This is a genomic window from Thermohalobaculum xanthum (assembly GCF_016623495.1).
Taxonomy (GTDB): domain Bacteria; phylum Pseudomonadota; class Alphaproteobacteria; order Rhodobacterales; family Rhodobacteraceae; genus Thermohalobaculum; species Thermohalobaculum xanthum.
Genome location: NZ_JAEHHL010000001.1, coordinates 98354 through 124270, shown reverse-complemented (window position 1 = coordinate 124270; position 25917 = coordinate 98354). Strand labels below are relative to the sequence as shown.

General features: G+C 67.6%; 26 protein-coding genes and 1 riboswitch. Of the genes, 12 read left to right on the top strand and 14 right to left on the bottom strand.

Annotation, left to right across the window (positions count from 1 at the left end; genetic code table 11):
- Positions 1–51 precede the first annotated feature (51 nt).
- The 9 genes from H0I76_RS00610 to cobA form a co-directional block, all read right to left on the bottom strand.
- Complete coding sequence (locus H0I76_RS00610) at positions 52–501, bottom strand: paraquat-inducible protein A (RefSeq protein WP_200605684.1); 450 nt, start codon at positions 499–501, stop codon at positions 52–54.
- Positions 501–863: a hypothetical protein gene (locus H0I76_RS00605; RefSeq protein WP_200605682.1), complete on the bottom strand. Its 363-nt coding sequence runs from the start codon at positions 861–863 to the stop codon at positions 501–503. Before H0I76_RS00605 ends, H0I76_RS00610 begins: the two co-directional genes overlap by 1 nt.
- Positions 863–1633 (bottom strand): ABC transporter ATP-binding protein, encoded by a 771-nt coding sequence (locus tag H0I76_RS00600; protein ID WP_200605680.1) that lies wholly within the window; start codon positions 1631–1633, stop codon positions 863–865. The genes H0I76_RS00605 and H0I76_RS00600 overlap by 1 nt, the downstream gene beginning before the upstream one ends.
- On the bottom strand, positions 1630–2424 hold the full coding sequence (locus H0I76_RS00595; RefSeq protein ID WP_200605670.1) for an MlaE family ABC transporter permease: 795 nt from the start codon (positions 2422–2424) through the stop codon (positions 1630–1632). Before H0I76_RS00595 ends, H0I76_RS00600 begins: the two co-directional genes overlap by 4 nt.
- A 27-nt stretch (positions 2425–2451) precedes the next feature.
- Complete coding sequence (alr, locus tag H0I76_RS00590) at positions 2452–3507, bottom strand: alanine racemase (protein WP_325166041.1); 1056 nt, start codon at positions 3505–3507, stop codon at positions 2452–2454.
- Positions 3504–5015, bottom strand: coding sequence for a replicative DNA helicase (locus H0I76_RS00585; RefSeq protein ID WP_200605669.1), 1512 nt, complete (start codon positions 5013–5015; stop codon positions 3504–3506). Before H0I76_RS00585 ends, alr begins: the two co-directional genes overlap by 4 nt.
- 155 nt (positions 5016–5170) lie before the next feature.
- On the bottom strand, positions 5171–6859 hold the full coding sequence (ade, locus tag H0I76_RS00580) for an adenine deaminase (protein WP_200607740.1): 1689 nt from the start codon (positions 6857–6859) through the stop codon (positions 5171–5173).
- 140 nt (positions 6860–6999) lie between these two features.
- On the bottom strand, positions 7000–8316 hold the full coding sequence (locus H0I76_RS00575; protein WP_200605668.1) for a cobyrinate a,c-diamide synthase: 1317 nt from the start codon (positions 8314–8316) through the stop codon (positions 7000–7002).
- Positions 8313–9176 carry a uroporphyrinogen-III C-methyltransferase gene (gene cobA, locus H0I76_RS00570; RefSeq protein ID WP_200605667.1) on the bottom strand — a complete coding sequence of 288 codons (864 nt, stop codon included), beginning with the start codon at positions 9174–9176 and terminating at the stop codon, positions 8313–8315. The genes H0I76_RS00575 and cobA overlap by 4 nt, the downstream gene beginning before the upstream one ends.
- 97 nt (positions 9177–9273) lie before the next feature.
- Between cobA and H0I76_RS00565 the strand changes: the two genes are divergently transcribed.
- From H0I76_RS00565 to cobO, 11 genes are all read left to right on the top strand, one after another.
- Positions 9274–10392 (top strand): cobalt-precorrin-5B (C(1))-methyltransferase, encoded by a 1119-nt coding sequence (locus H0I76_RS00565; protein ID WP_200605666.1) that lies wholly within the window; start codon positions 9274–9276, stop codon positions 10390–10392.
- Positions 10389–11126, top strand: coding sequence for a cobalt-precorrin-6A reductase (locus tag H0I76_RS00560; protein ID WP_200605665.1), 738 nt, complete (start codon positions 10389–10391; stop codon positions 11124–11126). Before H0I76_RS00565 ends, H0I76_RS00560 begins: the two co-directional genes overlap by 4 nt.
- Positions 11127–11182: 56 nt before the next feature.
- Positions 11183–11422: riboswitch (cobalamin riboswitch) on the top strand.
- Between the two features lie 36 nt (positions 11423–11458).
- On the top strand, positions 11459–11635 hold the full coding sequence (locus H0I76_RS00555; RefSeq protein ID WP_200605664.1) for a CbtB domain-containing protein: 177 nt from the start codon (positions 11459–11461) through the stop codon (positions 11633–11635).
- Between the two features lie 18 nt (positions 11636–11653).
- Positions 11654–12403, top strand: a complete 750-nt coding sequence (locus H0I76_RS00550; RefSeq protein ID WP_200605663.1) for a CbtA family protein — start codon at positions 11654–11656, stop codon at positions 12401–12403.
- A 10-nt stretch (positions 12404–12413) separates the two neighbouring features.
- Positions 12414–13043 (top strand): 5,6-dimethylbenzimidazole synthase, encoded by a 630-nt coding sequence (bluB, locus tag H0I76_RS00545; protein ID WP_200605662.1) that lies wholly within the window; start codon positions 12414–12416, stop codon positions 13041–13043.
- Positions 13044–13059: 16 nt separating this feature from the next.
- Positions 13060–14130, top strand: coding sequence for a cobalamin biosynthesis protein CobW (gene cobW / locus H0I76_RS00540; RefSeq protein ID WP_200605658.1), 1071 nt, complete (start codon positions 13060–13062; stop codon positions 14128–14130).
- Entirely contained in the window at positions 14127–14588 is a 462-nt protein-coding gene (locus H0I76_RS00535; protein WP_200605656.1) for a GNAT family N-acetyltransferase, read from the top strand. Before cobW ends, H0I76_RS00535 begins: the two co-directional genes overlap by 4 nt.
- Positions 14588–18364 carry a cobaltochelatase subunit CobN gene (gene cobN, locus H0I76_RS00530; protein WP_200605654.1) on the top strand — a complete coding sequence of 1259 codons (3777 nt, stop codon included), beginning with the start codon at positions 14588–14590 and terminating at the stop codon, positions 18362–18364. The genes H0I76_RS00535 and cobN overlap by 1 nt, the downstream gene beginning before the upstream one ends.
- Entirely contained in the window at positions 18361–18972 is a 612-nt protein-coding gene (locus tag H0I76_RS00525) for a dimethylsulfonioproprionate lyase family protein (RefSeq protein ID WP_200605653.1), read from the top strand. The genes cobN and H0I76_RS00525 overlap by 4 nt, the downstream gene beginning before the upstream one ends.
- Positions 18969–19478 (top strand): GNAT family N-acetyltransferase, encoded by a 510-nt coding sequence (locus H0I76_RS00520; protein ID WP_200605652.1) that lies wholly within the window; start codon positions 18969–18971, stop codon positions 19476–19478. The genes H0I76_RS00525 and H0I76_RS00520 overlap by 4 nt, the downstream gene beginning before the upstream one ends.
- On the top strand, positions 19475–20104 hold the full coding sequence (gene cobO / locus H0I76_RS00515) for a cob(I)yrinic acid a,c-diamide adenosyltransferase (RefSeq protein ID WP_200605651.1): 630 nt from the start codon (positions 19475–19477) through the stop codon (positions 20102–20104). The genes H0I76_RS00520 and cobO overlap by 4 nt, the downstream gene beginning before the upstream one ends.
- Before the next feature lie 10 nt (positions 20105–20114).
- On the opposite strand, the gene cbiB is transcribed toward cobO, so the two are convergent.
- Positions 20115–21029, bottom strand: a complete 915-nt coding sequence (gene cbiB / locus H0I76_RS00510) for an adenosylcobinamide-phosphate synthase CbiB (protein ID WP_200605650.1) — start codon at positions 21027–21029, stop codon at positions 20115–20117.
- Positions 21026–21991, bottom strand: coding sequence for a threonine-phosphate decarboxylase CobD (gene cobD, locus H0I76_RS00505; RefSeq protein ID WP_200605649.1), 966 nt, complete (start codon positions 21989–21991; stop codon positions 21026–21028). Before cobD ends, cbiB begins: the two co-directional genes overlap by 4 nt.
- Before the next feature lie 48 nt (positions 21992–22039).
- On the opposite strand from cobD, the gene H0I76_RS00500 reads away from it, so the two are divergent.
- Positions 22040–22891: a GHMP family kinase ATP-binding protein gene (locus H0I76_RS00500; protein WP_200605639.1), complete on the top strand. Its 852-nt coding sequence runs from the start codon at positions 22040–22042 to the stop codon at positions 22889–22891.
- Positions 22892–22902: 11 nt separating this feature from the next.
- Here H0I76_RS00500 and H0I76_RS19550 read toward each other — a convergent pair whose 3' ends face one another.
- The 3 genes from H0I76_RS19550 to H0I76_RS00490 all read right to left on the bottom strand — a co-directional run bounded on the left by H0I76_RS19550 (position 22903) and on the right by H0I76_RS00490 (position 25764).
- Entirely contained in the window at positions 22903–23025 is a 123-nt protein-coding gene (locus H0I76_RS19550) for a hypothetical protein (RefSeq protein ID WP_267913214.1), read from the bottom strand.
- Positions 23022–24350 carry a c-type cytochrome gene (locus H0I76_RS00495; protein WP_200605637.1) on the bottom strand — a complete coding sequence of 443 codons (1329 nt, stop codon included), beginning with the start codon at positions 24348–24350 and terminating at the stop codon, positions 23022–23024. Before H0I76_RS00495 ends, H0I76_RS19550 begins: the two co-directional genes overlap by 4 nt.
- Before the next feature lie 118 nt (positions 24351–24468).
- A complete protein-coding gene (locus H0I76_RS00490; RefSeq protein ID WP_200605635.1) occupies positions 24469–25764 on the bottom strand; it encodes a formate dehydrogenase subunit gamma in 1296 nt (431 codons plus the stop codon).
- Positions 25765–25917 lie beyond the last annotated feature (153 nt).

Sequence of the window (25917 nt, the reverse complement as noted above, 5' to 3'; positions counted from 1 at the left end):
GTCAGACCATCACGACCATGCGGCAGGTCGCAAGACCAATCGACCGCCCGCTCATGACCGGCTCGCCGCCATCAACCGCGCGGTGGCATGGGCGACCCACATCTGCCCCAGCACGCAAGCCGTGAACAGCCAGAGCCCCCAAGCAGGCGTCACGTGACCCAAGCCTACCCCCTTCACGACCACGATATAGACCGCGACCAGAAACACCTCGACCATCGAAAGCTTCCCCAGTGCCTCGACCGCCGGCATCGCCTTTCGCCCGAGCCAGCCGAACTGCACGGCGACAAGTGTCAGCGTCTTGCAGTATGGGATCACGACCGCGAACAGCGCGACGAGCACCGCGAGGCCTGCATCGACCTGCCACAGATCGCCGAGGCCGCCGAGAATGCTGACCTGACTGCCCTCGAACCACGGCAGCAGCCCCGCCGTCGCGAGCGGCGAGACCCAAGCCACGGGATAGAGCGCAAGAAGCGCGAGATTCGCGAGCCGCAGAACCAGCATCAGCCATGCTCGAGCCAGATCAGTGCCGCCCCGAGTGCTGCGGGAAGGGCGAGCACCGCGAGGTCCATCCAGCGCCGACCGGTCGCCCGCAGCGCCGTCATCGCCCAGGCGACTGCGCCAGCGGCAAGGCCAGCAGCCCTCCCCGCCCCGCCCAGGACCTCGGTGTCGGAATAATGCCCGAGCGCGGCGTCCGCCACCGCCAGACCCAACGACACCAGCCCGGCGAACGCGATGCGGCGCGCCCACGGGCTGGCCCCGACAGCCCGCACCACCAGCGCCACGGCCATCAGGAGCGGTGCGAGCCCAAGATACGCGATCAGCAGGAGCTCGAACGCCGAGAAGCGCAGCGAGATATCCGACATCAGCGGATCGCTTCGATCGGGCCCTCGGCCAGCCCGTTGACGAACTGGTGGACGTAAGGGTTCTCGGTCGCGTCGATGTCGTCCACGGGGCCTTCCCACTGGATCACGCCGTCATGCAGCATCGCCACGCGATCCGCGATCTTCCGCACGCTGGACATGTCATGGGTAATGGTCATGGCCGTTGCGCCCATCTCGACCACGATCTCGCGGATCAGCTCGTTGATGACGTCGGCCATGATCGGATCGAGCCCGGTCGTGGGCTCGTCGAAGAAGATGATCTCGGGCTCCGCCGCAATGGCGCGCGCGAGGCCGACACGCTTTTGCATGCCCCCCGACAGTTCGGCCGGATAGAGGTCGGCCGTTTCCGGCGTCAGGCCGACACGCCGAAGCTTCTCGATGGCCAGATCGCGGGCGTCGTGCCGGGGCAGTTTGCGCCGGCCCTGCAGCATGCGAAACGCCACGTTCTCCCAGACAAGCAGCGAGTCGAACAGCGCGCCGCCCTGGAACAGCATGCCGAACTTGTCGAGCATGGTCTCGCGCGCCCGCCCGCGCAGGCGGCTGACGTCCTGGCCGTCCACCGTGATGCTGCCGGCATCGGGCGAGATCAGGCCGAGGACGCATTTCAGCGTTACCGACTTGCCGGTGCCCGAGCCTCCGATGATGACGGTCGATTGCCCCTGCTGTACGCACAGGTCGACGCCGCGCAGCACGTGCTTCGAGCCAAAGCTCTTCGCCACCCCTTCGAGAACGATCTTGGCGGTCTCGGTCATGCGGCGAACAGGATCTCGGTGAGAACGTAGTTCGACGCAAAGATCAGGACCGAAGCCGACACCACCGCGTTCGTGGTTGCGCGGCCGACGCCCTGCGCGCCGCGGCCGGAATTGTAACCGTGGTAGCACCCCATCATCGCGATGATGAAGCCGAAGACCGCCGCCTTGATCAGGCCCGACGTCACATCCCCGAACTCGAGGAAGTCCCAGGTGATCTGAATATATGTCGCCTCGTTGAAGCCCAGACGACCCACCCCAACCAGGAACGCCCCCATGATGCCGATGATATCGCCGAGGAAGGCAAGCATGGGCAGCGCGATCGTGGCCGCGACGAGGCGCGGGACAACGAGGTATTTCAACGGGTTGGTGGACAGCGTCGTAAGCGCGTCGATCTGCTCGGTCACGCGCATCGTGCCGATTTCCGCAGCAATCGACGCGGAGACGCGCCCCGCCACCATCAGGGCACCAAGCACGGGCCCCAGTTCGCGCGTCATGCCGATGGCCACGATCGAGGGCACCACCGATTCCGCGTTGAAGCGGCTGCCGCCGATATAGATCTGCAGCGCGAGCGCCGCACCGGTGAAGAGCGCCGTCAGCCCCACCACCGGAAGCGAGAAATAGCCGATCCGCAGGAACTGGCGCCACAGCTCGACCGGATAGATCGGAGGCCGGACAATGTGGCTGGTCGAGGCGCCTGCGAAAAGCGTCAGGTGCCCCGCAGCCTGGCATAAGCCCAGCACGGCAGCACCGATGGAGGCGAGAAACCCCTGGATAAGCGAAAGGATGGCCATCGGCTCCGTTCGTGTAGCAAGCGGCAGTCAGCCCCCCGTATAGCGCCGGGCGTACCTGCTTCCAAGACTTGTCAGGACCTCGTAGCCAATCGTCCCCGCCGCGGCTGCGACGTCATCGACGCCTTGCGAGGTGCCCAGCAGCTCGATCATCGCCCCGGGACCGATCCCTTCGCACCGCGAGACATCGAGCGTGATCAAATCCATCGAGACGCGCCCGACAAGCGGCAGCCGGCGACCCTGCCAGAACGCAGAAAGCCCGCCCTGCCCTGCGGCGCGCAGAATGCCGTCGGCGTATCCCGCGGCGATGGTCGCGATCCAGGCCGGCTGCGACGCCCTCCATGCAGCGCCATAGCCCACGCTCTCGCCCGGGGCGACGTCGCGGACCTGGATGATGGGAGCCTCGAGCGTCACGACTGCGCGCGCGTCGGTGAAGGGCGCGCCACCATAGATGCCGACACCCGGGCGCGTGAAGTCGAAGCGGAAGGCCTCTCCCAGCAGGATGCCGCCGGTCGCCGCCAGCGAACGCGGCAGGCCAAGCCCATCGGTCATTGCGCGAAATGCAGCCAGCTGCGTCGCGTTCTGCGGATGCTCGGGCTCGTCGGCGCAGGCGAGATGACTCGTCACGAAGCCGACGGCATCGGGCAGCGGCAGGATCGACGCGAGTTCCTCGGCCTCCATCCCCAGCCGGTTCATCCCGCTGTCGACCTGAAGCCCGGCAGCGGCGCCGGGCATCGCGTCGAACCATGCGCGCGCCTGCGCGGCCGAGTTCAGGACCGGCACAAGCCCGTGGTCGCGAAAGAGGCTGATGTCAGCCGGGGCGAAACCGCCCAGGATGCAGATTTCCGGGCCGGGTCCCAGGGCACCCCGCAGCGCCGCTCCTTCGTCGGGCAATGCGACGAAGAAGCGGCGCGCCCCCGCCCTGGCAAGCGTTGGTCCTACCTTCTTGGCCCCCAGGCCATAGGCATCTGCCTTGACGACCGCCGAGGCGGTACCACCGGATAGCGCGTCGAGCGCCCTCCAGTTCGCGGCCAGCGCATCGAGATCCACGGTGAGCCGGGCCGACAGCGTCGCCTCGGGGCTCACTGGAACCCCGGGTCGTCATATCCACCGCCCTCGCGGGCGTCGAAATCTCGGTCTCGCGCAAGGTCGGAAAACCGTGTGAAGCTGTCCTCGAAATGCAGCTCGGCGGTGCCGATCGGCCCGTGCCGCTGCTTTCCGATGATCACCTCGGCCCTGCCGTGCAGGCGCTCCGCCTTCTGCTGCCATTCCGGGAAGCGCGGATCGTCCTCGGGCGGCTTGGCGCGGTCGTGATAATAGGCCTCGCGGAAGACGAACATCACAACGTCGGCATCCTGCTCGATCGACCCGGACTCGCGAAGGTCGGCAAGCTGCGGCCGCTTGTCATCGCGCTCCTCGACCTTGCGGCTCAGCTGGGAGAGCGCGAGCACCGGGATCTCGAGCTCCTTGGCGATCGCCTTCAGGCCCTGCGTGATCTCGGACACCTCCTGCACGCGGCCATCCGCGCGCCCCGAGGCGGGCCGGACGAGCTGCAGGTAGTCGATGACGAGGCAGTCGAGGCCCACCTGCCGCTTGAGCCGGCGCGCACGCGCCGCCAGCGTCGAGATCGGGAGCGCCGGCGTGTCGTCGATATAGAGCGGGATCTGCTCGAGTTCGCGCGCTACTTCGAGGAAGCGGCGGAACTGCCCCTCGTCCAGCTCGCCCGAGAGCAGCAGATGTGACTTGATCTGCGCCTCGGAGGCGAGAATGCGGTTCGCCAGCTGCTCGGACGACATTTCGAGCGAGAAGAAGCCAACCACCGCGCCGTCATGCTGATCGGCGTCGGGCCGGGCTAGGCGGCTCTTGAGGCGCGCGCGCGCCATGTTGAAGGCGATATTGGTGGCCAGCGCGGTCTTGCCCATCGAGGGGCGCCCCGCAAGGATCAGAAGGTCCGAGTTCCGGAGCCCCCCGAGCCGGTAGTCGAGGGTCGCGATACCGGACGAGGTTCCGGCGAGCCCCCCGCCCCGCTGGAAGGCGAGGTTGACGACATTTGCCGCAGCCGCGGCCGCCGAGGCGAAATCGGTGAAGCCGCCCTCGTACTTGCCGGTTTCGGCGAGGGTATAGAGCGCCTGCTCGGCCTCGGTGATCTGGCTCACCGGGTCGCTTTCGACATCGAAGGCGGTGGCACGCGACGTAATCTCGTCAGCAATCCGGATCAGGTCGCGCCGCAGCGCCAGGTCCCGGATCGTCTGCGCGTAATCGCGCGCGGCGAGGACCGAGATGGTCGAGGCCGCAAGCCGCGCGAGGTATTCGGGCCCGCCAAGTTCCGTCAGCCCCTCGTCATCCGCCATGAAGCTCTTGAGCGTCACTGGCGAGGCCAGCGCGTTCCTGGCGATCAGGCGTGCGGCGGTCTTGAAGATTCGGCCATGCACCGGGTCATAGAAATGATGCGGCTGGACGATCGCCTCGATGTGGTTGAACACGTCGTTGTTGAGAAGGAGCGCGCCCAGGAGTGCCTGTTCGGCCTCGATATTATGGGGCTGCGCGACGCTCCCCCCAACGTCCTGCTCTCCCGGTCTCGCGCCGTCTGCCATAACTCTCTGCCTCGTTCACCTGCGCGCCGGTGCCCCCGGTCTGTGCAGGGAAGATACCCCACCCCCACGGTCAGAGGGAGAACTGATTGGGTCGACCCCGCGGTTTGCCCACAGCTTTCCGGTGTGTGGATAACTTCGGGGACAGAAGCGACCTTTCAGATCAGCTCGAAGCGATCGACGTCGAACATCCCCCGATCGGTGATTTTCAGCGAAGGAATCACGGGCAGCGGCAGGAAGGCGAGCTGGATAAACGGGTCGTCGAGCGGACACGCCATTTCGCGCAGTGCCGCGCGCAGGTGCCGCAGCCCGGCCTCGACCTCGTGCGCGGGCTTGTCGGACATCAGCCCCATGAGCGGAAGGGCAAGCTCGGCCACCACGTCGCCGTTACGGACCGCGACGAAACCGCCTCCGAGGGCGATCAGCCGGTTCACCGCCGCCGCCATATCGGCATCGCTCATGCCCGCGACGCAGATGTTATGGCTGTCATGCCCCACCGACGACGCGAGCGCCCCTTCCGCGAGGCCAAAGCCGCGAACGAAGCCCAGGCCGATGTTTCCGTTCTTGCCGTGGCGTTCGAGGACCGCGATCTTGGCGATGTCCTGCTCCGGGTCTGCCTGCGCCAACCCATCGCGGACTGGCAGCACTGCGTCCAGCCGGCCCGTGATGATTTTCCCCGGAATGATCTGGATCACGGGCCTGCTCCCGCTCGAGGCGGGCAGTTCGAAGTCGGCCGTTGTCACGACATCGCGCTTCACGGAGCCGCGACCGATCGACGGCACGGTTGCGCGCCCCTCGAACGTCGCAGGGTCGACGGGGCGGCCCGCAAGGATCACCTTCTCGACTCGGCAGGCGACGAGATCGGAAACGAGCACGATATCCGCGCGCTGCCCCGGGGCGATCAGGCCTCGATCCGTCAATCCGAAATGCCGCGCCGCCGACCACGTGGCCGCGCGGTAGGCCGCCAGCACATCCGCGCCACGCGCGATCGCGTGCCGGATGGCATGGTCGATATGACCATGCTCGGCAACCTCCAGCGGGCTTCGATCATCCGTACAGAACGACAGGTAAGGCGATGCGCCCAAGGTCATGAGCGGCGCGAGCGCGGCCACGTCACGTGCGACCGACCCCTCACGCAGAAGGAGATGCATGCCCTTGGCGAGCTTCTCTCTGCCCTCCTCGATGTTGCTGGTTTCATGGTCGTTGCGCACGCCCGCCGCGAGGTAGGCATTGAGGGGCCGCCCCGACAGCAATGGCGCGTGACCATCGATGTGATGCTGGAAAGCGGCGGCCTTGGCCAGGACATCCGGGTCGCGTGCGATGACGCCGGGAAAATTCATGAGCTCGGCCAGCCCGACAACCTTCGGGTGGGCGGCGAACGGAAGAAGGTCATCGATCGAGAGCGACGCGCCTGCCGTTTCCATCGCCGTGGCGGGGACGCAGGACGAAAGCTGCACGCGCAGATCCATCGCCATCGCCTCGGCACAGGCGAGAAAATAGCGGATCGCATCGACGCCCATGACGTTGGCGGCTTCATGCGGGTCGCATATCGCGGTAGTGGTGCCACGGGGCACGACGACGCGCTCGAACTCGAAGGGCGTGACCAGCGAGCTTTCGACATGGACATGCCCGTCGATGAAGCCCGGAACGGCGATCAGTCCGTCCGCGTCGATCACCTCGGCCCCGTCATAGCTCTCGAGCGTGCCGACGATCCGGTCGCCGCAGATGGCGATGTCGCCCTCCCGCAAGTCCCCGGTCACCAGATCGAGCACGCGCGCGCCGCGCAGCACGCGCTCGGCAGGCACCTCGCCAAGCGCCTGCGAGATGCGTCGAGACAGTTCTGCAATGTCGGACAAGCAGCACCTCCATCGCGTTTTGCCACCGGTTGCACCCGGCGACAGCCACCCATGCGGGGATTCTAGCGCAAGCAGGAACGCCGTGCGAATGACGATCAGGTAACAACCGAAGGGCGGATCCCCCGCGAGCCTCAGCCCGGCTCGATCACGTGCGCAAAGCTGCCGCTTATCCTGCCATCGACCAGACCCATGGGTTCAAGCGGCGTTCCCGCGGCGTCGCAAGCGTCAAAGAGCGGCTTGCCCTCGGCGTGCAACGTCGTGGCGTAGTGAAATTCATGCGCCACCATTGGGCCTTGCCACGGACCTCCGCGGGGCGTGAGCCGCCGGTAGCCCAGATGCATCCGGCGCGCGGCAAAGCTGGTCTCAAGCTCGAGAAAGCCGAGCATCCGGTGCGAAACCCCGTCAGCATCGACCAACGCCTTGCCGAGAACCATGTAGCCGCCGCACTCGCCGTAGATCCTCGCGCCGCGCGCACGCGCGTCGATCATGCCCTCCCGGAACCTCGATGCCGCTGCAAGTTGTGCGGCATGAAGCTCGGGATACCCGCCCGGCAGAAAGACCGCATCGGCCTCGGCATCCGGCGCTTCGTCAGCGAGCGGCGAGAATGGACGGATCTCGGCCCCCTGCGCGCGCCAGTCCGCCAGCATGTGCGGATAGGCGAAGGCAAAAGCCAGATCGCGCGCCACCGCCACCCGCTGCCCCGGTGGCGGCAGCCGACGCACCTCCGCCCCGTCGTGAGGGGCAACCGCGGTATCGACCAGGGCGCCGAGGTCAACACCGTCCGATACCCGCTTTGCCGCTGTCGCGATGAAGTCGGCAAGATCGGCACGCTCGCCCGCCTGCACGAGGCCAAGATGGCGCGACGGGGTGACGAGATCCTCGTATCGCCCCAGCGTCCCCAGCACGGGCGCCACGACACCCACCGAACAGCGCAACATCTGCTCATGCCGAGCGGAGGCGACCCGGTTGAGCAACACACCGGCGACGCGCACGTCATCGCGATAGCCGGCCAGTCCGCGGACGATCGCAGCCGCGCCCTGCCCCATGCGGGCGACGTCGAGGACCACGACGACCGACAGACCAAGTGCGGCTGCGACATCAGCGGTCGATCCGCATCCCGCCGGCGTGCCGTCATCGGCGCCGTCGAAGAGGCCCATCGCGCCCTCGACCACGAGAAGCGACCCCGGCCCCGAGGCGGCAAGCGCGGCAGATGCTCGGGCACGAAGCTGTGCGGGGTCCGCCGCGAAGGCATCGAGCGTCACGCAATCGCGTCTCGCGGCGGCGGCAAGAAAAGCCGGGTCGATATAGTCAGGTCCGGATTTCGCGGGAACGACATTATGGCCACGCGCGACCAGCGCCGCCACGAGGCCGAGCGTCACCGTGGTCTTGCCCGCGCCCGACGCAGGGGCGGCGATCACGAACCCGCGCGGCCCCGCTCCACGACTCATCCGGTCTGGCGTGGACTTGGCACGCCTGCGAGCGGGTCCGTGTCGCGCGGCGCGCGCCCGGCCATCTGACCGATCCAGTCGAGCGCGCGGTGCATGAGTGCGACGCGCCCGATGCAGACGATGGCCGGAGGCTCCATTCCTGCCGATGCCGCGTCCTCGGCCGCGCTGGCAAGCGTCGTCTCGAGAACCCGTTGCGCCGGCAATGTCGCGTCCGTGACGATGGCGACGGGCTCGCTTGCCGGCCGTCCGGCTGCAATCAGGCGAGACGAGATTTCGGGAAGCGTCTTCATCGCCATGTAGCACACGATCACCGGCGACGATCGGGCCAGCGCTTCCCAGTCGATGCCCCCTGGCGCATCGCCCGATGCGTCGTGCCCTGTCACAAACGTCACCGCCTGATTGACGTCGCGATGCGTTACCGGAATCCCGGCATAGGCAAGACCGCCGATCCCCGCCGAGATGCCCGGCACGATCCGCAGCGGAATGCCCGCCTGGACCAGGGCCTGTGCCTCCTCGCCACCGCGGCCAAAGACGAACGGGTCCCCACCCTTGAGGCGAAGCACCCGTTTGCCGGCCTGCGCCAACTCGATCAGTCTGAGCGAGATATCGCGCTGCTTGGGCGAAGGCTTGCCGCCTCGCTTGCCAGCGTATTCGATCTCCGCTCCCTGTGCCGCCCAGGTCAGGATTCTCGAGTCCACGAGCGCGTCGTAGACGATGACATCGGCCTGGCGCAGTCCATTCAGCGCATGGAGCGTGAGCAGCCCGGGATCGCCGGGGCCCGCCCCGACGAGCCACACCCATCCGGGGCAAAGCTCGGGCCACTCGGGATCCGTCGGCGGAAGATGGAAATCACCTGTCATGCGGCGCTTATAAGATGCGCGCTTTGGATGCGTAAGCACCCATTGCGACTGATTTCGCTGCTTTCGCGCCGATTGCCGCACTCGTATAGTCGCGCCCATGCAAGCCCCATCCGATCAGGCTTCCGATGCCAGCCATGTATCCGGTTCCGGCCCCACGGCCGGAGGGGCGACGCCGGGAGGCCTGCGCACCGGCTGGACGACAGGGGCCTGTGCGACCGCCGCAGCAAAAGCGGCCGCCATCCGCCTGATCGAGGGCGCCTTCCCGCCCGAGGTCACGATCACCCTGCCCAAGGGCGGCCGGGCGACCTTCCATCTGGCGCATGCTACCGCCGGAAAGGGCTGGGCCGAGGCCGCGGTCGAGAAGGACGCGGGGGACGATCCTGACGTGACGCATGGTGCGCTGATCGTGGCGCGGGTGACACCCATGCCTGACGGCAGTGGGATCACGTTCTGCGCCGGCGAGGGGGTCGGGACCGTGACCAAGCCCGGGCTTCCCATTCCGCCGGGCGAACCCGCCATCAACCCGGTGCCACGGGCAATGATCTCGCGCGCCCTGGCCGAGGTTATGGGCGCCGACCCCGATGCGGAGGTCACGATTTCGGTGCCACACGGAGCGGAACTGGCGGCGCGCACCTGGAACCCGAGGCTTGGCATCGTCGGGGGCCTCTCGATTCTCGGGACGACGGGGATCGTGAGGCCGTTTTCCTGCGCCGCGTGGATTGCCTCGATCCATCGTGGGATCGACGTGGCTGTCGCCACCGGCGCGACCCATGTCGTCGGGACTACCGGGTCGAGCTCGGAACGGGCCGTTCGGGATATCTACCCCGAGTTCCCCGAGACGGCCTTTCTCGACATGGGGGACTTCGTCGGCGGGCTGCTGAAATACCTCCGTCGGCATCCTGTGCCTCGCGTCACGATTGCAGGCGGCATCGGCAAGATGACCAAGCTGGCCCAAGGCGCAGTCGATCTTCACTCCAAGCGCAGCCAGGTCGATTTCGCGCAACTCGCGTCGCTGGCGAACGATGATCCGCGGGTCGTGGGCGCGAACAGCGCGCTCGAAGCTCTCGAGCTCGTTGGCGCACCGCTCGCGCAGGCCGTCGCCGAGGCGGCGGCGGCACGCGTCGAGGCACTGCTCGCCCCGTCCGAAGTGTCGGTGGAGACGATCGTCACCGACCGGTCTGGCAAGATTCACGGCCGCCGAGGCTTTGCGCGATGACGGCGCGCGTGCTCCTGCTGGCTGGAACGAACGAGGCGCGGGTTCTCGCCGGCAGGCTTTGGGACATGCCGGGCCTCAAGGTGATCGCCTCGCTCGCCGGCCTCACCGACGCACCGCGCCTTCCAGTTGCGGAGACCCGGATCGGCGGTTTTGGCGGGGCGGATGGATTGGCCGTCTACATCGCCAATCACGGTATCGACGCGGTTATTGACGCCACGCATCCGTTTGCGCGCCGCATGCCATGGAACGCGATGGCCGCGTGCGATGCGACCGGCGTCCCGCGCCTGCGATTGCTGCGCCCCGCGTGGGAGAAACGTCCGGGATGGCGCAACGTCGCGGACCTTGCCGAGGCGGTAGCCGCCCTGCCCAGTGGCGCCAGGGTCCTGCTGACGACCGGGCGCGGCGGCATCGCGCCATTCCTCTGCCGCCCCGACCTGCGCATCGTCGCGCGCTCGATCGAACCTGCCGGCCCGCTGCCCCCCAATGCAGTGTCGATCGAGGAGCGGCCGCCATTCTCCCTCGCGTCGGAAGTGGCCCTTATGTCGAGCCACCGCATCACCGATCTCGTGAGCAAGAATTCCGGAGGCAGCGGCACGGCGAAGCTCGATGCCGCTGAAAAGCTGGGAATCACCACCGTGATGATTGCCCGCCCTGCCCAGCCAGCCGGCGACTGCGCCGAGACGGTCGAGGATGCTGTCGCGTGGCTGCGTGAAATCGTCGGATTCGCACGCTGAGCCCGAACGACTCGGCGCAATCCCGGGGCAGCGCTTGACAGTTGATGCCGTCTGGCGGAAGTCTGGTCATGCAAGGTTCCGCACCGCCCGCTAAGCGGGTGCGGATGAAAAGGGAATGCGGTGGTGCCAGACCCAGACAGGGGGGCCGAAGCCGCAGCCGCCCCCGCGACTGTAAGCGGCGAGCGGACCCCGACAAGCCACTGGCCTCGAACGAGGTCCGGGAAGGCCGGGGGACGCGCAGATCCGAAGGATCGGAAGCCGCGAGCCAGGAGACCTGCCCTGCGTCGGAAAATGCCTGTCAGCCCGTCGGTGGGACGGGAGAGGGAGTAGAGATGAACGCGACCAACACCACGAAGACCATCATCCGCGCAGAAACCGGCCTGGGCGCCATTGCCGTTGCTCTGCTGATGGGCGTTGCACTGGTTTACACCGCTGGCTTTGCGAATTCGGCCGTCCTCCACAGCGCCGCCCACGATTCGCGTCACGCGATTTCATTCCCTTGCCACTGATCTCTCACGGGTCATGACATGCTGAAATCGTTGACGGCCAGCGCCTTGGGCGCCGGCCTTGCCGCTGGCCTCGTGGCAGCGGCCCTGCAGCTATTGCTGCTCGTGCCACTGATCGGCGAGGCGGAACTTTACGAGAGCGGCGCCCTCACCCATTTCTCGGCCGGCGAAGCTGCGCCGCATGACCATGCCGGCGAGTCGGACGGGCACGATCACGCGGCCTCCGACGGCCACGATCATGACCACGCCGGCCATTCGCATGACGGCGCGAGCGGGTTCGATCGCACGCTGCTGACGATCCTCTCGACCGTCGCGACCTACACCGGCTTCGCACTGATCATGGTGGCAGGCTTCGCGGTCGCGGAGGGCGCCGGACTCTCGCGGATCACGCCGCGTCAGGGGATGCTTTGGGGGCTCGCGGGCTTTGCCGCGACACAGTTCCTGCCGGCGCTCGGCCTCGCCCCGGAGCTTCCGGGATCGGGTGCCGCAGCACTGGAGGCGCGTCAGACGTGGTGGCTGATGACGGCGGCGCTGACGTTGGCGGGGATCGGCTTGATGGCGGCGGTGAAGTCACCCCTTCGCTACGCGGGGATACTGTTGATCGCGCTGCCTCATGTCTTCGGCGCCCCTCACCCCGAGGGGTATGCCGGGGTCACGCCGCCCGAGCTCGCCGCACTCTTCGCTGCGCGGGTACTGGTCGTGGGTGGTGTGGCTTGGCTCGCGCTGGGCTGGCTCGCGGGACTTCTTTGGTCGCGCGAGACTGCGTCCTGAGAGACCGGCGGTGGAGTTCTCACACGATTTTCGCGAGGAGTTCCGCCGCCTTTGCCAGTGGCGACGCGATGTTCGGCGCTTCCGGACCGCGCCACTGCCCGAAGGCGCTCTCGAGCGACTGATAAGCGGGATCGGCACGGCTCCGTCCGTCGGTCTTTCCGAGCCCTGGCGCTTCGCCATCGTCGAGAGCACGGACGCCCGGTCGGCGCTTATCGAGAACTTCGAGACCGCGAACGCCCGGGCGCTGGCCGGCTACGACGGCGAGAGACAGAGCCGCTACGCCAGCCTCAAGCTCGCGGGCCTGCGCGAGGCACCGGGCATCGTTGCCACGTTTTGTGACGAGAGCGACGCGAAGGGCCAGCGCCTCGGAACCGAGACGATGCCCGAGATGCGGCGCTACTCGGTCGTCTGTGCCGTCATGCAGATGTGGCTCGCGGCACGGGCCGAGGGGATCGGGATGGGCTGGGTCTCGATCATCGACCCCGAACGCGCCTGCCGCGATCTCGACGTGCCCACAGGCTGGCACCTTGTCGCGCTGCTCTGCCTCGGATACCCCGAGGAAGAGCACGACGACCCCGAACTCGAACGTGCCGGGTGGGAGCCCCGAGAGGGCACCTCGGCGCGTGTGATCACCATCTGAGGAATGGAGGGGCGACATGCCCGCGAAGATCCCTGCGACCGTCATCACCGGCTTCCTGGGCGCCGGCAAGACCACGCTGATTCGCAACATGCTGACCCGCAACGACGGTCGCCGCATCGCGCTGATCATCAACGAGTTCGGTGATGTCGGCGTCGATGGCGAGGTGCTGAAGGGATGCGGCGATGCGCTCTGCTCGGACGACGACATCGTCGAGCTCTCGAACGGCTGCATCTGCTGCACGGTCGCGGATGATTTCATCCCGACGATGAAGAAGCTGATCGAGCGTGGGACGCCCCCTGACCACATCGTGATCGAGACGTCGGGCCTCGCCCTGCCCCAGCCTTTGGTCCGTGCCTTCAACTGGCCCGAGATCCGCACCCGCGTGACCGTCGACGGCGTCGTCACGGTGGTCGACGGACCCGCTCTGCGAGACGGTCGCTTCGCCCATGACGTGGCAGCGGTCGATCGCCAGCGCGAGGCGGACGAGGGGCTCGACCACGAGACGCCGCTTTCGGAGCTCTTCGAGGACCAGCTCGCCTGCGCCGACATGGTCGTGATTTCGAAGACGGACACGATGCTGGGCACGGAGGTCGATGCTCTGACCGCCGATCTCGCGGCGCAGACCCGCGAGGGCGTGCATTTCGTGCGCTCCACCGGCGACGGCCTCGGCGCCGACGTGCTGCTGGGGATGGGGATCGCCGCCGAGGACGATCTCGACGCCCGCGCCGAGCTGCATCATCACCACCACCATGACGACGACGATGATCATGATCACGAGCACGAACACGGCCACGACGAGTTCGAGAGCTTCGTGATCGAGATGGGCGAGATCGCGGATCCAGCAGTGCTGACCCGTCATCTGGCCGAGGCGATCCGGGCGCACGACATCCTGCGCCTCAAGGGGTTCGTGGCCGTCGCCGGAAAGCCCATGCGCATGGTGGTGCAGGCGGTCGGGCCGCGGATCGAAACCTATTACGACCGCCCCTTCGGCGCCGAAGGGCGTGCGACCCGGCTGGTCGTGATCGGCGAAGCCGGCCTCGACCATGTGGCGATCAAGGCAGCGATCCGCGAGCGCGTCGCGGCATGACATCCGCCGTCGTCGTGACCGAGGCCGATCCGCGCGCGCCCGAGGCACGGGCGCTGATCGACGCGCTGACGGCGGAACTGGCGCCCCACTACACGCCCGAGGAGACATTCGGCTACCCGGTCGAGAAGCTCGTCACGGAAGGCGTGTTCTTCGTCGTCGCCCGGCGCGACGGCGAAGCCGTCGCCTGCGGCGGACTGCAGGAATACCCGGGCTATGGCGAGCTCAAGCGGTTCTACGTCTCTCCGGATGCGCGCGGCACGGGCGCGGCCGGCGCCGTGATGCATGCAATCGAGGCCGAGGCCCGCAGGCGCGGACTGACCGTGCTGCGCCTCGAAACCGGCAAGTTCCAGGTTGCCGCGATCAGGTTCTACGGACGCCACGGCTTCGTGCCTTGCCCGCGGTTCGGCGATTACCCGGTGAACGAGAGTTCGGTCTACGTCGAGAAACGGATCGGCTGATGCACCTGCTATTGGCGCAGCCCGGACAGGCCGACGAGTCGGCTGCGGTGGACCTCGGCCAGAGCCCGGCGGAACTGATCGTGATCACCGCCGCCGACACCGAACTCGCCGCTCTCTCCGAGGCTCGGGCGGGACTTGCCGACCACGCCCCGGAGCTTCGATTGGCGTCGCTCCTTCATCTCGCGCACCCGCTGTCGGTCGACCTCTATCTCGACCAGACCGCGACGCGGGCAAAGCTGGTGATCGCGCGGGTGCTTGGAGGGGAAAGCTACTGGTCCTACGGCCTCGAGCAATTCGCGGCGCGGCTCGGCGAGGCCGGCATCCCCTTCGCAGCCTTGCCGGGCGACGACAAGGCGGATCTGGGCCTGTCGCGCGTCTCGACGGTCGGTGCCGAGGATTACGCGGCCCTCTGGGCCTATCTCGTCGAGGGCGGCCCCGAGAACTCCGCGAACTTCCTCCGCTACGCCCGCTGGATGATCGCGCGCGATTCCGACGCAGGCACCGCGGATGCCGACCCGCCACCCCCTGCCCGTCCGCTCCTCCGCGCCGGCGTCTACTGGCCGGGCGCCGGGATCTCGGATCTCGACACCGTGAGCGCCGCATGGCGCGACCATAGCGCCCCCGTGGTTCCGGTGGCGTTCTATCGGTCGCTCGTCGCTGGTGCCGGGCTCCACCCGATCAACCGCCTCGTCCGGGCCCTGATGACCGAGGGGCTGAACCCGCTTCCGGTCTTCGTCGCGTCGCTCAAGGACCCGGTCAGCCAGGGCACGATCGAGAGCCTGTTCGCCGAGGCACCGCCTTCCGTGGTCCTCAACGCCACCAGCTTCGCCGTCTCCTCGCCGCAGTCGGGTGACTGGCAGGCGACCGTCCTCGATCGTCCCGGCGTGCCGGTGCTGCAGGTCGTCCTTGCGGGTGGCTCCGAGGACGCGTGGGAGAAGGGAAAGGCAGGCCTCTCGGCCCGCGATATCGCCATGAACGTGGCCCTGCCCGAGGTCGATGGCCGCATCCTCGCCCGCGCCGTCAGCTTCAAGGGCGAGGCGTTCTTCGACGAATCGACCCAATGCCGGATCTCAGCCTACCGCGCGCGCGGTGACCGGATCAGCTTCACGGCGCGCCTGGCCGCAGCCTGGGCAAAGCTGGGGCGGAAGCCGCGCGCCGAAAGGCGCGTCGGGATCGTCCTCGCGAACTACCCCAACCGCGACGGGCGGCTTGCCAATGGCGTGGGCCTCGACACGCCCGAGAGTTGCGTCGGTGTGCTGCGGGAGCTCGAGTCGAACGGCTACACGCTCGGCAATGTCCCGCCGACCGCGGTCGACCTGATGTCACGCATCCTGGCGGGGCCGACGAACTGGCTCGCGGATCGCGTTTCGCGCAGCGGCGGTGAACGACTCGGGCTCGACGCCTACCGGCGCTGCTTCTCCGATCTTCCATGGGCCATCAAGGAAGCCGTGACCTCGCGCTGGGGCGAGCCAGAAGCCGATCCCTTCGTCGACGGCGGCGACTTCGTCCTGCCTGTGCTGAGCTTCGGCAATGTGGTGGTGGGCGTTCAGCCCGCGCGCGGCTACAACATCGATCCGGTCGAGAGCTACCACGCACCCGACCTGGTGCCGCCGCACAACTACATTGCCTTCTACGCCTGGCTTCGCGAGACGTTCGGCGCGGATGCGCTGGTCCATCTCGGCAAGCATGGCAACCTCGAATGGCTGCCGGGAAAGGCGGTCGCGCTGAGCGAGGAATGTTTCCCCGAGGCCGTTCTCGGGCCCATGCCGCATCTCTATCCCTTCATCGTCAACGACCCCGGCGAAGGCACCCAGGCAAAGCGCCGTGCCCAGGCAGTGATCGTCGATCACCTCACGCCCCCCCTGACGCGCGCTGAAACCTATGGGCCCCTGCGGCAGCTCGAGGCCCTCGTGGACGAGTATTACGAGGCCTCGGGCGTCGACCCTCGGCGCCTCGACCATCTGCGGCGCGAGATCCGCAGCCTCGTCTCCGCCGCGCGACTGGACCTCGACGCCGGCATCACGCCCGAAATGCCCGAGGACGAGGCGTTGCAGAAGCTCGACACCTATCTGTGCGAGCTCAAGGAGGCGCAGATCCGCGACGGGCTGCACGTCTTCGGCCGCGCACCCGAAGGACGGCTCGAGCGCGATCTCGCCATCGCGCTGGTGCGCGTGCCGCGCGGGGACGGCAAGGGCGGCAACGCCTCGCTGATCCGGGCGCTTGCGCGCGACTGCGGCATCGACCCTGAAGCCTTCGACCCGCTCGATTGCGACATGGGCCAGCCCTGGGACGGACCGCGCCACAAGTTCCTCTGGTCGGCGGGCGGCGTGACCGAGCCGTGGCGCACCAACGGCGACACGGTCGAACGCCTGGAAAAACTGGCCGAGCTGGCGCTGCAATGGCGCGAGACGCCCAAGCACTTCCATCACACCGCACCGGTGCTCGAGGCGCTGCACGCCGAGATCCTTCCCGCGATCCGGGCTTGCGGCGCCAGCGAAATGCGCGCGCTGCTCGACGGGCTCGACGGCCGCTTCGTGCCCCCTGGCCCCTCCGGCGCGCCGACGCGAGGGCGCCCCGACGTGCTGCCGACGGGCAGGAATTTCTTCTCGGTCGACAGCCGCGCGGTGCCGACGCCTGCCGCCTACACGCTTGGCTGGCATTCCGCCTCGCTTCTGGTCGAGCGGCATCTCCAGGAACATGGGGACTGGCTGCGCACGATTGTGCTCACGGCCTGGGGCACCGCGAACATGCGCACCGGCGGGGACGACATCGCACAGGGCCTGGCGCTGATGGGTGTCAGGCCAACCTGGGATCAGGCGAGCCGCCGCGTCACGGGCTTCGAGATCGTGCCGCTCGAGCATCTTGCGCGGCCGCGCGTGGATGTGACGTTGCGCGTCTCGGGCTTCTTCCGCGACGCCTTTCCCGCCCAGATCGCCCTTTTCGACGCCGCCGCCCGGGCCGTGATGGCACTGGACGAACCAGACGACCAGAACCCGCTCGCCGCCAGGTTCCGCACCGAGCGCGCCCGACTCGCGCAGGCAGGGATGGAGGACGACCAGGCAGCGCGCGAGGCGGGATACAGGGTCTTCGGCTCGAAGCCCGGCGCATATGGCGCGGGCCTGCAGGCGATGATCGACGAGCGGCTGTGGGAACGCCGTGGCGATCTCGCCGACTCCTACATCAACTGGGGCGGATACGCCTATGCGGCGGACACCGAAGGCGTCCGCGCGCGCGACGCGTTCGAGCGACGGCTTGGCGCCAGCCAGGCCGTGGTCCAGAACCAGGACAACCGCGAGCATGACCTGCTCGACTCGGACGACTACTACCAGTTCGAAGGCGGCGCGGCGGCGGCGATCGAGCATCTCTCGGGCCGCGCGCCCGAGATCTATCACAACGACCACTCGCGCCCCGAGCGCCCGGTCGTCCGCACGCTTGAAGACGAGATCGGCCGCGTCGTCCGCGCGCGCGTCGTCAACCCGAAGTGGATCGAGGGCGTGAGGCGCCACGGCTACAAGGGCGCGTTCGAGATCGCCGCAACCATCGACTATCTCTTCGCGTTCGCGGCGACCACGCACGCGGTCAAGAGCCATCACTTCGATCTAGTCCACGAGGCCGTGATCGAGGACGAGAGCGTTCGCGAGTTCATCGCCGAGGCGAATGCCGCCGCCCTGCGCGAAATCGCAAGCCGCCTTTCCGAGGCGGTCGACCGGGGCCTTTGGCAGCCGCGCTCGAATTCCGCGCGCGCGTTGCTTTCCCAGTTGCAGGAAACGACATGAGCAAATCGATCGACGCCGCGAACCTGCGGACGCTCTTTGACATGAGCCGGGACGCGCTTGCGGCGCTCGACGATCCCGTTGCCGCGCGCTTTGCCGCGGCCATCCCCGCCGACCCGGGCGAGGCGCTTCATCGGGCGCCGGCCTGGACCCCCGGCACCGACGCGCTTGCCAACGCGCGGCCCGGCGCGCGGTATGAAGACCTCGTGGCGACCTTGCAGGGTCTCGCCCCACAGCTGGAGTGGCGGCAGTCCTACAAGCGATCGCCCCAGATGGAGAGCTACCTCAAGGGCTACGGGTATATCGAGTTTCTGGGCCAGCGCGGCCATTACGCACCTGCGGGTGCCGCCTTCGGGATCGGCGTGATTGGGCCGGACTGCCTCTACCCGACACACCGGCACGGACCCGAGGAGATTTACCTCCCGATCGCCGGAAGCGCCGAATGGAGCTACGACCATGGCCCGTGGATCCGGCACGGCGCGGGATCAGTGGTCCACACCCGGCCATGGCAATGGCATGCGTTGCGCACGGGGACCGAGACGGTCGTGCTGCTTTACGCATGGCTCGGTGGCGATCCTGTCAACGTCTCGGAATTCGCACCGGTCGCATGACAGATCAGCCGACAGCTTCCCTATGCTCAAGCCCGGTCCGGCTCTCGCCCGACTGGCCGAATTGGGAGCACCTGAGACGCCTCATCCTCGATGCATTTGCGATCATGGAGGGACGGATCGATCCCCCCTCCTCCGCGCACCGGCTCACGACCGAGAGCATGGCCGAACAGGTCCGGGCCGGCGAGGTCTGGGCCATCATCGATGGCGGTGAGCCGGTCGCCTGCATCTTCCTCGCGCCCCGTGCAGACTGCCTCTATCTCGGAAAGCTCGCGGTTCGCCCCGACTGTCAGGGCCGCGGCCTCGGAAAGCGGCTCGCGGCGCTCGCCGAGGAGCGCGCGCGGGCCCTCGGGATGCCGCGTATCGAGCTTCAGTCGCGCATCGAGATGACCGAAAACCACGCGATCTTTACCCGGCTCGGGTTCGCCAGGGCTGGCGAGACCGCACACCCCGGCTATGATCGGCCCACGAGCGTCACCATGCGAAAGGAGCTTCGCGCCATCCCATGACCGACACCCCGTCACGCCCCGACGAACTCGCCCGCCACTCAGCCAAGATGGCGAAGAAGAAGGCTGCGCGCGACAAGATCATGGCCACGAAATCGGGCGAGAAAGGCCTGATCATCGTCCATACCGGCAAGGGCAAGGGCAAGTCGACGGCGGCGTTCGGAATGATCTTCCGATGCATCGCGCATGGCTTTCCTTGCGCCGTCGTGCAGTTCATCAAGGGCGGGATGGAGACGGGAGAGCGCAACCTGATCACCACGCGCTTCTCCGACCTGTGCCAGTTCCACACGATGGGAGAGGGCTTCACCTGGGAGACGCAGGACAAGGCTCGCGATATCGAGATGGCCCAGGCCGCGTGGGAGAAGGCGAAGGGACTGATCCTCGACCCGCGCAACCGCATGGTGCTCCTAGACGAGGTCAACATCGCGCTCCGCTACGACTACCTCGACACGGCCGAGGTCGTCGCCTTCCTCAAGGACCACAAACCCGCGATGACCCATGTCGTCCTGACCGGACGCAACGCGCCCGAGGCACTGAGCGAGGCCGCCGATCTCGTGACCGAGATGGAGCTCGTCAAGCACCCTTTCCGCGAGCAGGGGATAAAGGCACAGATTGGCGTCGAGTGGTGAGCGGCAGACTTCAACCGATCAGCCAGCCAAGGCCCCACCAGAAGCAGGCGAACGCCAGCAGAACGGCCCAGGCGCGCCATATGACGCGGATCGCGGCCCGGATGTCGTCCGGCCCGGCGCTGCGCCGCCCCTGCGGGTTCAGATAAGGGTCGTCGCAGATCTCGCCCGCATAGACGCGCGGCCCCGCCAATGCGAGGTCGAGCGACGCGGCCATCGCCGCCTCGGGCCAGCCGGCATTGGGGCTGCGGTGCAGGTCGGCGTCGCGGAGCATCACCTGCAGCGCCTCGCGCCCGCCGCCGACGAAGCAGATGATCCCACCGGCGAGGCGGGCGGGAACCCAGTTTAGGAGGTCATCGAGCCGCGCCGCCGCCCAGCCGAAGGCGCGATAGCGCTCCGACATGTGCCCGATCATCGAGTCGGCAGTGTTGATCGTCTTGTAGGCCAGCAACCCCGGCAGTCCGAGAAGCGCGAACCAGAACACCGGCGCAACCACGCCATCCGAGAAATTCTCGGCCGCGCTTTCGATCGCGGCGCGCGAAACCCCTGCCTTGTCGAGCGTTTGGGGATCGCGCCCGACGATCATCGAGACCTGCCTGCGGCCCTCGTCGAGCGAGATCTTCAACCCGTCAGCGACGCGGCCGACATGCTGCACGAGGCTCTTCTGCGCGATCAGGATCGCGCCCAGGGCGACCTCGATCACCCCGTGAAACAGATCCAGAGAAAGCAGATATCCAAGCCCGAGGCTCGCAAGCAGCAGGATGCACACGGCGACGACGCCCTTGGCACGCCGAGCGCTCCCGTTGTTCAGCCGCCGGTTCAGCGCGTCGATGGCGCGCCCCATCAGCACGGCGGGATGCGGCACCCTGCGCCACAGGACCGCAGGTTCGCCGAAGATGGCATCGAGGATCAGTGCAAGCGCGATCATCGAACCTCCAGTGCCTCGCCAAGACGGTCCCAGGCTGCCTCGTCGCCGGGCAGCCCCAGCCGAAGCCACCGATCCGAATAGGGAAACCGGCGGCTCCAGATCCGCGATCGTGCCAGCCGGGTCTGCGCTTCTTCGGCATCGGGCGTGTCGAAGGTCGCGAAGAGCCCCGCCTCGCCCACCAGGTTCCACCCAGCCATCTGACCCAGCTGAACCAAACGCCGGACATCGCGCGCCACACGCGCCCGCGTCGCGCGCTGCCATTCGCCATCCCGCAGCGCACGAGCGCCGATAGCCAGTGCTGGGCCCGAAACCGCCCAGGGCCCGAGAAGATCGCGCAGACGAGAGGCCGTGCGTGGGCCGGCAATGGCGAAGCCAAGGCGCAGGCCGGCAAGCCCGTAGAACTTGCCAAAGCTGCGCAGGATCACCAGCCCCTCGTCGCCGGCATCCCCCACCAGCGAGCGCTGGGGGGTCGCGTCCATGAAGCTCTCATCGACCACAAGCCTCGGCAGAGCCTCGGCCAGCGTCGCAAGCTCGTGCCGCTCCCAGCATCGGCCATCCGGGTTGTTCGGGTTCACGATCACGGCGGCCCGCGTCGCGGCACCGGGTCGCTCGCTCAGTTGCCAGCCCTCGGCACGATAGGCGGCTGCGTGTTCGTTGTAGGTCGGAGCCGGGATCGCCACAGCCGCGGCCCGGTCGAGGCGCGGCATAAGGCGGATGAGTGCCGACGCCCCCGGCGCGGGGACCAGCTCCGCTGCGTCCGGCACGTTCCAGGCATCGCGCGCCGCCGCAATCAGCCGGCCGAGCGCATCCTCGTCGGGAAGCCTCGACCAGTCCGCTTGCGCCAGATCGCCCACCGGGTATGCGACCGGATTGATGCCTGTCGAGAGGTCAAGCCACGCCCCCGCGTCGCCCCCAAAGCGCGCGCATGCATCCGCGAGGTTCCCGCCATGATCGCGCGCCATTCCACTTCCCGCTGTTCAACGGCCCCATGCCGCGTTAAGCCGCCCGCCATGAACCAGCGCCTTGCCACCTCCGTCAATCCGAAACCCGCGACGACGCGCGTCCGGGGGCATTTCGGAGAACTCGCCCAGGGGCTCGCGTCGCCGGGCGGGACCGTGGCGCTCGTCACTCTGCCCTGCCCGGCGCTGGTCACCGAGGTCACCTTCAGGCCGGCCCCTGGCCCGCCGACGTCGGGCGAGCCCGTCTCGCGCAAGGCGCTCGATGCGGCGCGCGCGACCCTCGCGCGGCTTGGGCGGGCCGACTGGGGAGGCGAGATCCTCATTCGCCGCGCCTGCCCTCCCGGCCTGGGCGCCGGCACATCGACCGCCGAAGCTTTGGGGACAGTCCGGGCGGTGGCTGCCGCGTTCGGACAGCAATTCTCGCCCGACGACGAGGCGGCCTTGTGCCTGGCGGCGGAGGGCGCGGTCGATCCCTTGATGCATGAATGCACAACGCTTTTCGCATCGCGCCAGGGCCGTGTCCTGAGGCGGCTGCCACCACTGCCGGGACTTGCGGTCGCTGGCGGGTTCGCGGGTGCGGCGCGTATCACGGATCCCGCCGACAAGGACTTCCCGCCAATGGGCGACGTCTTCGAGGCGATCGAAGCTGCGCTTTCGGATGGCGATCTTCGCGCCCTCGGCGTGGCCGCCACGCGGTCCGCGGCGGCCAATCAGACACGCAATCCGAACCCCGCCTGGGAAGCCGTTCAGGAAATCTCCCGGGACGTTGGCGCTCTGGGCGTCTGCGTCGCTCATACCGGGTCGGCCATCGCGTTGCTTCTCGATCCGGGCAACGACCCGACCGTGCTACTGCCGCGTCTATCGGATGCTGGACTTCAGCACATCATCGGGTGGACCCTCTGACGGGCCCGGGCTCAGAGCCGCACATTCTCGGTCGAATAGACGTCGGCGCTCGAGAAACCCATTCCGTTCAGAACGAACCAGGCGCCAACCGCAAGCCCGGCGCCTATGATGATGGCTGCAAGAAAGGCCTTCATTTCGTCTTGCTCCTACCCTCGTGTCCGGCGCGGTCGGTGCCGCCCGTGTTCTCTTTGAGATAGTGGATCAGATCACGCCTGTCCTGCGCTTTCGCAATACGCTGGACAGGCATCTTCGAACCCGGCGTGAACACATCCGGCCCTTCAGAAAAGAGGCGCGCAACGGTTTCGTCGCTCCAAACGATGTCGGAGCGCGCCAGCGCGTCCGAATAGCTGTATCCCTCGACCGTGCCCGCACGCCGGCCAAAGAGGCGCCACAGCGTCGGCCCCGCCTTGCGTCCGCCATCGGGCGACGTTGTATGGCAAACCGAGCATTTGCGCACGAACTGCCGCTCGCCATTCGTCATCTCGGACGGCGGCTTGTGGAACTCGCGTGGTCCCTTGGCAAACAGTGCATCGCCGTCCGCGTCGATCGGCCAGAGTGCAGCCTCATCGGCGATTCCACCGGCCAGAAGGCGCTTGCCCGACGGCTCCCACGCCAATGCCCAGATGGGCCCCGACAGCGCGGCACGGAAGTCGCGCACGACCGACCAGTCCGCCGTGTCGAGGATCATCACATAGCCCTCGCCGTCCCCGACAGCGAGAAACCGGCCGGTCGGATCGGCCGAGAGCGCGAGGATCGGCCGGCGATCGGCGGTGAGATCGGCAATCTGAGCCCCCGTCGCCAGATCGATCGCGCGCACCGCGCCATCGAGGGCGCCATAGGCCAGCCAGCCCGCGTCGCTGTTCAGCACCAGGTGATTGATGCCGAAACCGTGATTGACGAGCACGACCTCCTCGGCACCCGAGACGGTGTCCCAGCGCCGGATCGTCCCGTCATAGGAGGCGGTGTACAACTTCGCTCCATCGGGCGTGAACACCACATCGTTCACGTTCGCGCCGTGCCCCTTCAGGAAGCGCGCCGCCCCGCCGTCGAGCGGCCAGATGCCGACATTCCCATCCCAGCCGGCAGTGGCCGCGATCGTCGCGTCGGGCCCCGGCGTGACACCGATCAGCTTACCCTCATGGCCCTCGAAGCGGTGCAGCACGGCGCCGCTTTCGAGATCCCACATGATCATGTCGAAATCGTCGCCGACCGAGAGCGCACGTCCCCCTGGCAGGAATGCGACGGCATTCACCGCCGCCTCGTGCCCTTCGAGCCAACGGATCAGCTTGCCGGTCGAGGCCGACCAGAGGCCCACCGAGTAGTCGAAGCTCGCGGTCAGCATCTGCTGACCATCCGGCGAGATGGCAACGCCCTTGATGGGTCCGCCATGCCCTTCGAGCCGCTGATAACCGGTGCTCCCGTCGCTTTCTGCCCAGGAAAGCGACGCCGTCGCTTGCACGCCCAAGAACACCACCACGGTACAGGCGAATGCCAGCACCCGACGGAGCGGCGCATCCCCCCTCGCGCGGGGAGAAAGGCGTGGGCAGCCGGTCATCATCGCGCGCCCCGACGGAAGCTCACTCGGCCGGCGTTGTCGCCGCGCCGGAGCCTCCAGTTCCCTGGCGGCCCTCCATCTCCTCGACCCAGAGCCCATGATGCTCGATAGCCCAGTTCCGGTCGACCATGCCCGTGCCCATCGCGTCGAAGGCTCCCTCCATGCCCAGCGAGCCGATGTAGATATGGGCAATGATGATCACCATCATCGCGAGAGAGACGATCGTGTGCCAGACCTGCGCGTATTGCATCTCCTCGATCGCGGTCAGGTCGGTCCGAAGCTCGAAGCCGAAGAGCGAGGTGATGCCGATCTGATGCAATGCCTGGAACGTCTTCGCAAAGAGCGGCAGCTCGTATGGGAACAGCAGCGACAGCCCCGAGGCGGAGACAGACACTCCAAGCAGGATCGTCGCCCAGAAGATCAGCTTCTGACCGGCGTTGAACTTGCGGCTGGGCGGATGCACGCCCTTGGAGAACAGGCCGCCGCCCTTCGCCAGCCAGATCAGGTCGATGTAGCTGGGGATGTTGTGCCAGACCCACAGCACGAAGACGAGGACGAGGCCAAGCATGAACGGCCATGCCACGTTGTTGTGAACGAACTTCCCGGCTTCGGCGACGGCTGCGAAGGCGTCCTTGCCGATCAGGGGAAGCAGCAATTCCTTGCCGTAAAGAAGATTGAGCCCGGTGAGCGCCAGAAGGATGAACGAGACCGCGAGCAGCCAGTGGCCAAATCGCTCGATCGGCTTGAAACGCTCGATCATCACGCCGGACGGTCCGTGCTCGATGCGGATGCGCCCGCGCAGCAGGTAGAACACGGCAAGTAGTGCCACCATGCCGCCGAGCGCATAGCCGCCCCATTTGAAGAGCGGACCGTCCTGGGAGCGCAGCCACTCCCACGTGGTGCCAAAGCTCTGGATCAGCTGGCCCGCCTTCGCGTCCGGGATCGAGACCTGTCCCTCGACTCCGTGGCGCACGGCCGACCACACGCTCGCGTCGGAATTTGGTCCCAGGATCACAAGCGGCGTCTGCGCCTTTGCGGGGCTCATCTCGTCCACGAGATCGAGCTCTCGCGCGACCCCCGGCTCGGTCGGAGCATTCGTCTCGGCGTTCGCCGGCGGGCGGACCGAGCCGCCAGCCGAACGGATGATACCGGCCCCGGGTTCAGTGGTTTCGGCGTTCGCGCCGAGCTGCGGGTCGGACGACTGCGCCCCTGCCTCGCCGATCAGCACGCTCATCTGCAGAGCGGTGAAGAAGAAAATCGCCAAAGCGAGCGCCAGGGCAGACGCCCCGACAATCGTGCCACGCCGTCTCGCGCGCATGACCGAAACTCCCTGTGTGTCTTACCGACAGACGTTCCGCACCCCGGTGCCTTCCCGGACTGCCGACCGGCTCATCCCTCGTCAACCGAGGAGAACATGGATTTGGGGCGGCGCGCGTCTGCGCGCCCCGCCCCTATCCTGACAAGCGGACAG